Source organism: Acidimicrobiales bacterium, from assembly GCA_016794585.1.
GTDB lineage: Bacteria > Actinomycetota > Acidimicrobiia > Acidimicrobiales > DATDAH01 > JAEUJM01.
Window position 1 is genome coordinate 24,520 of sequence record JAEUJM010000045.1, and the last position, 11,546, is coordinate 36,065.

At 72.8% G+C, this 11,546-nt stretch carries 12 protein-coding genes; 9 read left to right on the plus strand and 3 right to left on the minus strand.

Going from position 1 to position 11,546, the window contains the following annotated elements; all coding sequences use genetic code 11:
- Window positions 1–16: 16 nt before the first annotated feature.
- Window positions 17–301 carry a helix-turn-helix transcriptional regulator gene (locus JNK12_23225; protein MBL8778862.1) on the minus strand — a complete coding sequence of 95 codons (285 nt, stop codon included), beginning with the start codon at window positions 299–301 and terminating at the stop codon, window positions 17–19.
- A 141-nt stretch (window positions 302–442) separates the two neighbouring features.
- Here JNK12_23225 and JNK12_23230 point away from each other — a divergent pair, with 141 nt between their 5' ends.
- The 3 genes from JNK12_23230 to tatA are packed head-to-tail and all read left to right on the plus strand — an operon-like array spanning window position 443 to window position 2,256.
- A complete protein-coding gene (locus tag JNK12_23230) occupies window positions 443–1,315 on the plus strand; it encodes a ferritin-like domain-containing protein (protein MBL8778863.1) in 873 nt (290 codons plus the stop codon).
- Complete coding sequence (locus tag JNK12_23235; protein ID MBL8778864.1) at window positions 1,312–1,998, plus strand: ferritin-like domain-containing protein; 687 nt, start codon at window positions 1,312–1,314, stop codon at window positions 1,996–1,998. The genes JNK12_23230 and JNK12_23235 overlap by 4 nt, the downstream gene beginning before the upstream one ends.
- Window positions 1,999–2,007: 9 nt before the next feature.
- Entirely contained in the window at window positions 2,008–2,256 is a 249-nt protein-coding gene (tatA, locus tag JNK12_23240) for a twin-arginine translocase TatA/TatE family subunit (protein MBL8778865.1), read from the plus strand.
- A gap of 89 nt (window positions 2,257–2,345) precedes the next feature.
- Here tatA and glgX read toward each other — a convergent pair whose 3' ends face one another.
- Window positions 2,346–4,508, minus strand: a complete 2,163-nt coding sequence (gene glgX, locus JNK12_23245) for a glycogen debranching protein GlgX (protein ID MBL8778866.1) — start codon at window positions 4,506–4,508, stop codon at window positions 2,346–2,348.
- Window positions 4,509–4,635: 127 nt separating this feature from the next.
- Between glgX and JNK12_23250 the strand changes: the two genes are divergently transcribed.
- The 3 genes from JNK12_23250 to JNK12_23260 all read left to right on the plus strand — a co-directional run bounded on the left by JNK12_23250 (window position 4,636) and on the right by JNK12_23260 (window position 7,735).
- Window positions 4,636–5,376, plus strand: a complete 741-nt coding sequence (locus JNK12_23250; GenBank protein ID MBL8778867.1) for a hypothetical protein — start codon at window positions 4,636–4,638, stop codon at window positions 5,374–5,376.
- Window positions 5,377–5,447: 71 nt separating this feature from the next.
- Window positions 5,448–6,860 (plus strand): hypothetical protein, encoded by a 1,413-nt coding sequence (locus tag JNK12_23255; GenBank protein ID MBL8778868.1) that lies wholly within the window; start codon window positions 5,448–5,450, stop codon window positions 6,858–6,860.
- Window positions 6,861–6,946: 86 nt separating this feature from the next.
- Window positions 6,947–7,735: an enoyl-CoA hydratase/isomerase family protein gene (locus tag JNK12_23260; GenBank protein ID MBL8778869.1), complete on the plus strand. Its 789-nt coding sequence runs from the start codon at window positions 6,947–6,949 to the stop codon at window positions 7,733–7,735.
- A 12-nt stretch (window positions 7,736–7,747) separates the two neighbouring features.
- On the opposite strand, the gene JNK12_23265 is transcribed toward JNK12_23260, so the two are convergent.
- A complete protein-coding gene (locus JNK12_23265; protein MBL8778870.1) occupies window positions 7,748–8,902 on the minus strand; it encodes a DUF4190 domain-containing protein in 1,155 nt (384 codons plus the stop codon).
- A gap of 122 nt (window positions 8,903–9,024) precedes the next feature.
- Between JNK12_23265 and JNK12_23270 the strand changes: the two genes are divergently transcribed.
- The 3 genes from JNK12_23270 (at window position 9,025) to JNK12_23280 (ending at window position 11,436) form a co-directional block, all read left to right on the plus strand.
- Window positions 9,025–9,507: a pyridoxamine 5'-phosphate oxidase family protein gene (locus JNK12_23270; GenBank protein MBL8778871.1), complete on the plus strand. Its 483-nt coding sequence runs from the start codon at window positions 9,025–9,027 to the stop codon at window positions 9,505–9,507.
- 17 nt (window positions 9,508–9,524) lie between these two features.
- Window positions 9,525–10,130: a class I SAM-dependent methyltransferase gene (locus JNK12_23275; GenBank protein MBL8778872.1), complete on the plus strand. Its 606-nt coding sequence runs from the start codon at window positions 9,525–9,527 to the stop codon at window positions 10,128–10,130.
- 109 nt (window positions 10,131–10,239) lie between these two features.
- Complete coding sequence (locus JNK12_23280) at window positions 10,240–11,436, plus strand: IS481 family transposase (GenBank protein ID MBL8778873.1); 1,197 nt, start codon at window positions 10,240–10,242, stop codon at window positions 11,434–11,436.
- Window positions 11,437–11,546: the final 110 nt, after the last annotated feature.

Here is an 11,546-nt window from a genome sequence, read left to right on the forward strand (position 1 = left end):
CCCCGGCCCGAGCAGCTCAGGCGGGTCGGGGCGCGTCCTTCTCCCCGCACCGGCACGGCACGAGGCCGTAGCGCTGGGCCTCCAGGACGGCGTGCAGGGCGCTCTGGGTGTGGAACGCCCCGAGGAGGTCCTGGATGTGGCCGCGGCAGGTGCGCACCGAGATCCCGAGGTGGCGGGCGATCTCCTTCGGGGTCTGACCGCCGGCCAGGAGCAGCAGCACCTCGCTGGCGCGGGCGGACAGCAGAGGCGCCGGGTCCGGCGCCGGTGCCGGGTGGGGTCCTCCGGGGTGGATCTCGCTCACCATCCTGTTCGGTGTCGAGCACCGTGGCGGATGATCACCACCGCTGAGGCGGGGAGGGTCAACAGGCAATTTTGCGCGGCATCACCGGGTGCCGGGCGGGCAGGGGGGAGGGCACACATCCCCAAGGGACGGAGAATCCCGATGCCCATCGATGAACGAGCGTTGCACGAGCTCGTGGACGAGTCGGAGGACCTGCACGCGGACGCCATGCGCCAGTCGCGTGCGGTGGCGCCCGATCTCGCCGAGCTCGGCGCCTCCCGGCGCGGTCGACCCGTCGACCTCGACCGGGTGCGCGCCTTCCAGACCGAACGGCGGCGCATCCTGCGCAACGGCGGGTTCGGGGTGAGCGCCCTGGCCGCCCGGGGCCTGCTCGGCACCGGGTTCGGCGCCGCGTTGATGAGCATCCTCAATCCGTCGCCCGTGGCGGCGCAGGAGGGGGGCGGCGGCGACGTCGACGTCCAGATCCTCCAGACCGCCTCGTCGCTCGAGGTGCTCGCGGTCGCCACCTACGAGGCCGCGCTGGGGCTGCCGTTCATCGCGAACGGCAACGCCGTGGTGAAGCAGTTCGCCCGGACGACCATGGAGCAGCACGACGAGCACCGGGCCGCCTTCCAGAGCCAGACCGAGAGCCTCGGAGGCGAGCGGCAGGACCAGCCCAACCCGCCGAACCAGCGGGTCGTGGACGACGCGCTGCCGACGCTGCAGGCGCCCCTCGACGTCGTGCTGCTGGCGGCGACCCTCGAGGAGGTGGCCACGGACACCTACCTGGCCAACCTCGCGCTGCTCGACGACAGCGACACCCGCACCCTCATGGGCAGCGTCATGGGCGTGGAGTGCCAGCACCTGGCCACCCTGCGTGCCGTCGCCGCCCTCCTCGAGGGCGGGGCCGAGAACCTGGTCGCCATCCCGACGCGGGTGGGGCAGCTGCCCGCCGCGGCGGGCAGCGTCGCCTTCCCCGACCCCTTCGAAGCGCCGAACATGGCCGAACCCCCCGAGTCAGGAGCCGTCCGATGAGCACGATCGACCAACCGCCCGCCGCGAAGCCGGGCATCGACCGCCGTCGCTTCCTGGCCCTCTCCGGCCTGGCCGCCGGCGCCACCGTGGCCCTCGTGGCCTGCGGCAGCGATGACGAGCCGGGCACCGCCGAGACGGGCAACACCACGGCCACGACCACCGCGGCCACGAGCACCACGGCCGGCGGCAGCGCCGAGGGCGACCTCGCGCTGGCGCAGGGCGCCGCCGGCCTCGAGGTCCTCGCCGTGAACACCTACGGCGCCGCGCTGGCCGCAGCCAACGCCGGTGACCTGGGGCAGGTGCCCGACGCCGTCGCCGAGTTCGTGACGACCGCCGAGCAGCAGCACCAGGCCGCGCTGGACGCCTGGAACGAGGTGATCACCGGTGCGGGCGAGGCCGAGGTGACCGAGCCGCCGACGGAGCTGGAACAGACCGTCAACGACCAGTTCGCCCGGGTGACGGACGTGGTCGGCGCCGCGCAGCTGGCCAACATGCTCGAGAAGACGGCGGCGCAGACCTACCTCGACGCCCAGGCGGCCCTCGAGGGCGCGGACGCCCGCACCCTCGCGGGCTCCATCCAGGTGACCGCGCAGCAGCGCAGCGCCATCCTCAACTTCGTGCTGGGGGAGTACCCCGTGCCCGAGGTGTTCCAGTCCACCGAGAAGTCGATCCTCGAGAACTAGGAGAAGCCCATGAACCTCGGAGGCCCAGAGCTCTTGATCGTGCTCGCAGTGGTCCTGTTGCTGTTCGGAGCGAAGAAGGTCCCCGACCTCGCCCGTTCCCTCGGTCAGGCCAAGCGCGAGTTCGAGCACGGCAGCCGCGAGTCGAAGCAACCCGCCGTGGTCGCCCCGGCCGCGGTCGACCCCGACCGTCCGGTCGTGGTCGAGCCGTCTCGCCCCGTGGTGGTGGACTCCGCCACCCCGCGGAGCGACACCGCCTGAGGCAAGCGACACCGCCTGAGGCCGACCCGGTCCGATCGCCGCCCGCCCGTCCCCCGAGGACGGGCGGGCGGTCGCGTCCGGCGCCGTGGTCAGGCGGCGGTCCGGCGCAGGAGGAGGCTGGCGCGGCCCTCCACGCCGACGGTGTCGCCGGGCTTGACCACGGGGTGCTCGCGATCGGGGTCGTACGTGTCGATCTCGGCCACCCACTGCCCGTCGCGGAGCGCCTCGGGCAGGCGCACGTCGAGGCGCTGGTCGTGGGCGTTGAAGATGCAGAAGAAGTCGTCATCGGTGATCTTCTCCCCGCGGGGCCCGGGGGAGGGGATCATCTCGCCGCTCAGGGCGACGCCGATGGTGCGGGCGAAGCCGACGTTCCAGTCGTCGTGGGTCATCTGCTGGCCGTCGGGACGGAACCAGCCGATGTCGCGGATCGTGCCGTGGTCGCCGTCGACCAGGGGGCGCCCGTCGAACCAGCGGCGGCGGTGGAACACCGGGTGCGACCGGCGCAGCTCGATCAGCCGGCGGGTGAACGCGAGCAGGTCCTCGTCGACGGTGCCCCAGTCGAGCCAGGAGACCTCGTTGTCCTGGCAGTAGGCGTTGTTGTTGCCGCCCTGGGTCCGTCCGAGCTCGTCGCCCGACAGCAGCATGGGCACGCCCTGCGACAGGAACAGCGTGGTCAGGAAGTTGCGGCGCTGCCGGGCCCGCAGCTCGATGATGGCCGGGTCGTCGGTCGGGCCCTCGACCCCGCAGTTCCAGGACCGGTTGTGGGACTCGCCGTCGCGGTTGTCCTCGAGGTTCGCCTCGTTGTGGCGCTCGTCGTACGAGACGAGGTCGGTCAGGGTGAAGCCGTCGTGGGCGGTCACGAAGTTGACCGACGCGTACGGACGCCGGCCCGTGGTCGCGTAGAGGTCGGACGAGCCGGTGAAGCGGTAGGCGAACTCGGCGAGGGTCTGGTCCCGGCCCCGCCAGTAGTCGCGCACGGTGTCGCGGTACTGCCCGTTCCACTCCGACCACAGCGGCGGGAAGTTCCCCACCTGGTAGCCGCCCTCACCGACGTCCCACGGCTCGGCGATCAGCTTCACCTGGCTCACCACCGGGTCCTGCTGGATGAGGTCGAAGAAGGCGGACAGCCGGTCGACGTCGTGGAGCTCGCGAGCCAGCGTCGCGGCGAGGTCGAAGCGGAACCCGTCCACGTGCATCTCGAGCACCCAGTACCGCAGGCTGTCCATGATCAGCTGCAGCACGTGGGGGTGGCGCATGTTGAGGGTGTTGCCGGTGCCCGTGTAGTCGACGTAGCGGCTCGGGTCCTCGGGGTTGAGCCGGTAGTAGGCCTGGTTGTCGATGCCCTTCAGCGACAGGGTGGGGCCGAGGTGGTTGCCCTCGGCGGTGTGGTTGTAGACGACGTCGAGGATGACCTCGATGCCCTCGGCGTGGAGCGCCTTGACCATCTGCTTGAACTCGCGCACCTGCCCGCCGGTGTCACCGCTGGCCGAGTACCCGTTGTGGGGCGCCAGGTAGGCGATGGAGTTGTAGCCCCAGTAGTTGCGCAGCCCGGCCTCGACGAGCGCGTGCTCGTCCACGAACTGGTGGACGGGCTGCAGCTCGACGGCGGTGACCCCGAGGCGCTGGAGGTGCTCGATGGCGGCGGGGTGGGCGAGGCCGGCGTAGGTGCCCCGTTGCTCCTCGGGGATGGTCGGGTGGGTGTTGGTGAACCCCTTGGTGTGGAGCTCGTAGACGACGGTCTCGTGCCACGGGGTGCGGGGGTGGCGGTCGTCGCCCCAGTCGAAGTACGGGTTGGTGACCACCGACAGCGGGACGGACCCACGGCTGTCGAGCTCGCTGCGACGCCGATGGGTGCGCTCGACCGGAGCGTCACCGGCCTCGTCGTCGTCCTCCGCGTCGTGGTCGTCGTCGACGCGGTGGGCGAACACCGAGTCGTTCCACTTGAGCTTCCCGCAGACCGCCTTGGCGTAGGGGTCGAGGAGCAGCTTGTCGGGGTTGCACCGGATGCCCTGGTCCGGGTCCCACGGGCCGTGGACCCGGAAGCCGTAGCGCTGGCCCGGCTCGACCCCGGGCACGTAGGCGTGCCAGCACAGCGCCGTGACCTCTTCGAGCTCGACGCGGGTCTCCTGGCCCTTCTTGCCCAGGAGGCAGAGCTCGACGCGCTCGGCCACCTCGGAGAAGAGGGAGAAGTTGGTCCCGGAGCCGTCGTAGGTGGCCCCCAGCGGGTAGGCGTTGCCGGGCCACACGTCCATCATCGGCAGGGTAGACGAGGCCCGGCGGGTGGTCGCCGGGCGAACCCGGCGGGACCGGCGTCGGGGCGCCCGGAGGTGACCCGATGGCGACGGCTCCTCCTCCCGGAGGATCGCTACCGTGACGGGCATGCGACGCAGCCTCCTCGCCCTCGCGGCGACCCTCACGGTCCTGGGCGGATCCCTCTTCGTGGCGGGAGGCCCCGCCGCCGCCGGCGGGGCGTGCAGCGCCGGGCTGGTCGAGGTGCGCGGACGCGTCCGGGACGCGGCCACGACGCTGCCCCTCGACGAGGTGACCAGCGTCGGCGTCTTCCTGGCCGGCAGCCCCATCGACGGGCTCGGCACCGATCCCGGCACCAGCCGGTGGTCCACCTGCCTCGTGCCCGGCGAGTACACCTTCGACTTCACCGCCGACAGCTACCGCCACGAGTTCTTCCACGACGCTCCTGACGCGGTCTCCGCCACGCCGGTCACCGTGGCCCTGCCCGGACCGACCGTGGTCAACGAATCCCTCGTCCCCAAGGGGCGCGTCCTCGCCGGCGTCGTCACCAACGCCGCCGGGCAGCCCAAGCCGGCCAGCGTCGGCATCTGGCGCCTCACCTCGGTGGGGTGGCGGCCGGTCGACGGCATCGGCAACGACATGCCCTCGGGGCGCTGGTCGTTCCGGGTGCCCTTCGTGGGCCGCTACCGGGTGATGGCCGAGGTGGACCACCACTGGTCCGAGTTCTGGAACGACAAGCCCCGCCTGAGCCTGGCCACGACCATCAACGTCACCTCGGCCACGACGTTCATCGACGGCATCGACCTGCGCCTCACCTACTGCACGGCGTCGACCCCCGACTTCTGCCGCCCGCCGGGCTTCACCAGCTGAACCGGTCGCGCCGCCCCCTCGGGCGTGCCGCCGGGGTGCCCGCCGCCGGTGCGGAGCGCCATGATCGGGGCATGGGCGAGCAGCGGAGTCGGGTGGTCGTGGGCGTGGCACTGGCCGTCGGCCTGGCCGTCGGCGCCGTGGCGTGCTCGTCGGGCGGTGGGTCGGGATCCGACGAGGGCGCGTCGGCCACCAGCGCCACCACCGCCACGACCGTGGCCCGGCCCGACTCGAGCTGCTTCTGGTCGGACCCCGTCACCGTCGACGCCAACAACACGCAGTACCCCGACAGCGGTGCCGCCTACTGGTTCAGCGGGTACTCGCTCCCCGAGGGAGCGACCCTGCGGGTGACGGGCGCCTACCCGCACGCCCGCTACGCGTCCTTCAACGCCTACGGGCCCGACCCCGAGACGGCGGTCGACGGCGTCCCCGTCGACGCGCTGGCCGACGTGGACATCGAGCCGGACGAGGGCTCGACCAACCCGTTCGAGGTCGGCGCGGACCGCGCCGTCGCCGCCCGGGAGTACACGGTGCGGGTGGTGGGCGACGAACCGCCCGGGGCGGCCGGTGAGCGGGAGGCCAACACCGTGTACGGCGGCGGGTCGGACCAGCAGCTGATCTACCGCGTGTACGTGCCGGACGACGGCCGGGACGTGCTCGGCGACGCCGGCGTCCCCGTGGTCGAGGTCGAGCTCGCCGACGGCACCGTGCTCGCCGGTGACGAGGCCTGCGCGGCCCTCGACGTCACCACGACCATCGACACCGAGGGCCTGCCGTCGATCGACGAGGCCACCTACCGCTCGCTGGTCGAGCTGGGCGACCCGGCCACCCACCCCGCCTTCGACCCCGTGGAGTGGCACGCCTTCTTCAACACCCGACACGCCCTGCTCTCCACCTTCTACGCCCACACCGACCAGGAGGCGGCGCTGGCCGACGTCGATGCCGCGAAGGTGGGCGGCTTCTACAGCAACGCCGACAACGCCTACGTGGTCGGCGCGGTCAACCGGGGCCTCGGGCCCGACCCCGACGGGCACAACCTCCTGGTGCTGACGGGCACGGCACCGTCGACGCCGGCCACCCTCGACGGGGCGGCCACGATGGCCGACGGCGAGCTGCGCTACTGGTCGCTCTGCCAGAACGAGAGCCCGGTGACCACCCGGGTGTCGGGCTGCCTCTACGACGAGCAGGTGCCCGTGGACGACGAGGGCCGGTACACGATCGTCCTCGGCCTTCCCGAGGACCGGCCCGACAACGCCACCGAGGAGTGCGGGGTGGCGTGGCTGGACTGGGGCCCCGGGGACGGCGTGAGCCGGCCGGAGGCGGGCACGCTGCTCCTGCGCCACCTGCTGCCGAGCGCGGACTTCGGACAAGCCATCCAGCGCATCGAGGCGCCGGGCGACGAGGCGGCGGTCCTGGGGGGCCACCTTCCCGAGGGCACGTACACCTCACCCGACGACTTCGCGGCGCGAGGCTGCCCCGCCGGCTGACGTGGTCGACGGGAACGGTCGGCGGGTGCGCCCGGTCCCGGCTGCGACACTGGCGGTCCCATTCGGCCCATCCCAGGAGGACACCGGTGGCCAACGTCGAGCTCGAAGTGGTGGAGGGCAACGTCGGGGTGATCACCCTGAACCGGCCCGAGCGCCTCAACGCGCTGAGCTTCCCGATGGTCGGCGACATCCACGACGCCCTCGACGAGGCGGCGGGCAACGCCGACCTCAAGGTGCTGGTGCTGGCCGGCGCCGGCAAGGGCTTCTGCTCGGGGCTGGACCTGCGGGACTGGGGTGAGGTGCCCACCCCCGGCACCCACCCGCATTGGAACGCCCGCACCAGCGGCCAGTCCTTCATCGCCGACCTGACGACCCATCTGCGGGACACTCCGCAGATCGTGGTGGCCGCGGTCAAGGGTGTGGCCTTCGGCGGTGGCCTGTCCCTGGCCTGCGCCGCCGACGTGCGCATCGCGTCGGCGTCGGCCCGCTTCTGCTCCGCGTTCATCCGCACCGGCCTGAGCGGCACCGACATCGGCATCAGCTACCTGCTGCCCCGGCTGGTCGGGGCGTCGCGGGCGTGGGACCTCATCATCTCGGGGCGGGAGATCGACGGCGTCGAGGCCGAGCGCATCGGCCTGGTGAGCCAGGTGGTGGACGACGACGACCCGCTCGACGTCGCCCTGGCCTATGCCCGGGGGGTGGCGTCCTACACCCGCACCGGCCTCGCGCTGACCAAGGAGGCGCTGTGGCACAACCTGGACGCCCAGAGCCTCGACGCGGCCGTGGCTCTGGAGAACCGCAACCAGCTGCTGGCCTCGGCCGCGCCGGACGTGAAGGAGTACATGGCGGGGTACGCCAAGCGCACCACCGGCTGACCGGCAGCGACGTCAGGCGGGCGTGCCGTCGCCCTCGAACTTCTCGGTGCAGCGCTCGTGGAAGACCTCGGACTCGGTCGGGTCGGGTGCCACCCGACCGCCGCAGGTGGCGCCGTAGTCCTCGTAGCCCGAGCCGCGCTCGGACTGGAGCCACAGCCGGTCGCAGGCGGCGAAGTCCTCGTCCGCGCAGTCCCGGGCGAGGTCGTCCAGCACGGGATCGGTGCCGAACTCGCTGATGGAGGTCGGCGGGTCGCCGTCGGGCACCGGCTCGTCGCTCACGGCCACGAACACCCAGAAGGCCACGGCCAGGACGAGGGTGAGGTAGCCCAGGACCAGGCCGGCGGTGGCGAGGCCCCGACCGCCCTCGGTCCCCTGGCTGCGCTTGATGCGACCACGGGCGAGGTGGCCGAACACCACGGCCAGGATCGAGAGCACCGGGACGAAGCAGAAGAACAGGCCCGCGATGCCGACGGCGAGCGAGGCGATGGCGAACCCGTTGTTGCGGCGGCGCGCCACCGGGGCGCCGTAGCCGGGGGCGCCGTAGCCCGGCGGCCCGTACTGCGACGGGTAGCCGCCGGGGTACGGGCCCTGCACGGCCGGCGCGGGCGGGAAGCCGGTGGGCGGCGGCGCACCGCCGCCGTACGCGGAGGGGTAGGCCGCGGGCGGCGCCCCGCCGGTGGTCGCCGGGTACGGGGGGTGGCTGGGGTAGGGCGAGTACCCCGGGCTGCTCGGGGGCGACGCGGGCGCGACCTGACCCGTGGTCCACGCCGGCGGGGGCGGCGCGTCGGGGGGCACCCACGGTGCGGCCTCGCCGCCGCCGGCCTGGTCCCGGGCGTCAGCCGCGGCGTCGGGCGCGGCGTCGGGCGCGACGCCGGCGCCCGACTCGGCGGCCCAACCCGCGTCGTCCGTGGGTTCGTCGTCCGTGGGGGCGTCGGCCAGCAGCTCCGACGGGAGGTCCGCGGGCCGCTCGGCGGGGAACGGGTCGCCCCAGGTCGTGTCCTGCTCGCCGCCGGACCACGAGGTGCCCGACCCCGAGGCGTCGGAGGTGGACGTGTCCGACCAGGCGTTGTCGGAGCTCGACGTGTCCGACGACCACGACGAGTCCGACGACGAGCTGTCGCTGCCGGCCCCGCTGTCGCTCGAGCCCCCGTCGCTGGTGTCGCTCACGGCCCTCTCCCGGTCGGTTCTCCTCTGGGCACCATCGTCGCGCCGGCGCCCCTTCTCGACCGGTGATGTGGCCTCCTGGATCTCCGAGGCCGTCGACCGGTCCGTGGTGGCATCATCGCCGCATGAGCGAGCTCGCCGCCGTCGCCCCCGCGTTCGTCGACATGGCCCACCGCATCGTCTGGTCGACGGTGGCGACCGTGGACGCCGACGGTCGGCCCCGGAGCCGGATCCTGCACCCGCTGTGGGAGTGGGACGGCGAGACGATGGTGGGCTGGATCGCCACCGGCCCGACCCCGCTCAAGCGGGCCCACCTCGACCACAGCCCCTACGTCTCGGTGAACTACTGGACGCCCGAGCACGACACCTGCACGGCGGAGTGCGCCGCCGAGTGGCTGCTCGACGACGCCAGCTGCATCGAGGGCTGGGAGCGCTTCAAGGCGGCGCCGGCACCCGTGGGCTACGACCCGGCGATCATCCCGGTCTGGGCCGACGGCCCCACGTCGCCGGCGTTCGCCATCCTGCGGCTCACGCCGTGGCGACTGCGGGTGTTCCCGGGCTCGGTGCTCCTGGGCCAGGGCGGCGAGGTCCTCACCTGGTCGGCCTGACGACGGGCGCCGGCGACGTGGCCCCGCCCGCCGCCGAACGGTGGAACTCGAACCTCCACGCCCTCGAGCTGCTGCTCCGCGAGGTGCCGCCCGGCGCGCGGCGAGGGCTCGACGTCGGCTGCGGCGAGGGCGAGACGGCCCGCCGGCTGCGCCGCCGTGTCCCGTCGGTGGTCGGGCTCGACCCCGACCCCTCCTCCATCGAGGCCGCTCGTGCCGTCGGCGACGACATCGAGTACCGCCTCGGCTCGCTCGAGGACGCCGACCTGCCCGTCGCGGCGTTCGACGTGGTCACCGCCGTGGCCGTGCTGCACCACCTCGACCACGACGACGGCATGGCCCGTCTCGGCGCCCTGCTCCGTCCGGGCGGCGTCCTCCTCGTGGTCGGCCTCGCCCGCTCCCGGTCACCGCGCGACCTCGCCCGGGACGCGTTCGACGCCGTGGCGCTGCGGCGCCACACCTGGTCCCGTGCGGTGTGGGAGACGCCGGCGCCCAAGTGCTGGCCACCCCCGGTGACCTACACCGAGGTCCGGCGGCGCTCGCCCGTGGTCCTGCCGGGCGCCCGGGTCCGCCGCCTGCCCCACTTCCGCTACGGCCTGACCTGGCGGCGGGCGCCGGCCGACTGACAACGCACCGCACCTCGAGGAACTTGGCGCCCGCGGCAGTGTCGTGGTTCAGGACATCGGCAAGGGATGAGTCGAGACATCGGCAAGGCGCCGGCGGTGATGGTGGCGGATGTCGCTGCGTCGCTCGGTCATCTTGGCGGTCACGGTCGAGGGGCTCTCCCAGGCGGAGGCTGCCCGGCGCTATGAGATGTCGGAGTCGTGGGTGTCGCGCCTGTTGGCCCGCTACCGCCTCGAGGGCGACGCCGCGTTCGAGCCCCGATCGCGTCGCCCGCACCACTCACCGACCGCGACCCCCCACGAGACGGTCGAGCTGATCGTGAACCTACGCGTCGATCTCACCGACCAAGGCCTCGACGCCGGGCCAGAGACCATCGTGTGGCACCTCGAACACCACCACGGGATCACCGTGTCGATCTCCACGGTGCGCCGGCGGCTCATCGACGCCGGCCTGGTCGAGCCCGAGCCCCGCAAACGACCCCGGTCGTCGTACATCCGCTTCGAAGCCGACCTCCCCAACGAGTGCTGGCAGAGCGACTTCACCCACTGGCGCCTCGCGGACGGGACCGACACCGAGGTCTTGACGTGGCTCGACGACCACTCCCGCTACGCCCTGTCCCTCACCGCCCACCTACGAGTCACCGGGCCCGCCGTGGTCGACACCTTCACCGAAACCGCCGCTGACCAGGGACTTCCCGCCTCGGTCCTCACCGACAACGCCATGGTCTTCACCACCCGATTCGCTGGCGGCCGCGGCGGCCGCAACCACCTCGAGACCCTCCTGGTCGAGCTCGGCATCACCCAGAAGCACTCCCGCCCGAACCACCCCACCACCTGCGGGAAAGTCGAACGCTTCCAACAGACCCTCAAGAAGTGGCTCACCGCCCAGCCCCCCGCCCGCACCCTCGAAGACCTCCAAGCCCAACTCGACGCGTTCGTCGACGAATACAACAACCGGCGCCCCCACCGATCCCTCGGCCGGGCCACCCCCGCCGCCGCCTACCAGGCCCGCCCCAAGGCCCACCCCGCCGGCTCCGACGCCGGCACCCACCACCGCATCCGCCACGACCACGTCGACACCAACGGCTCGATCTCACTGCGACACGCCGGCCGCATGCACCACATCGGCATCGGACGCCCCCACGCCCGAACCCCCGTCATCCTCCTCATCGCCGACCTCGACATCAGAGTCATCCACCGAACCACCGGCGAACTCCTCCGCCACCTCACCCTCGACCCCACCCGCGACTACCAACCCCAACCAAAACGACCAAAGGCCGGGACTGCCGCGCGGCGGGGTGACATCTGATCTGTGGTGCTGAGTGGTGCCACGGGAGAGGATGTGCACCATGCCCAAGCCGTATCCGAAGGAGTTCCGCGAGGAGGTCGTCCGGGTCGCCCAGAACCGCGAGGACGGCG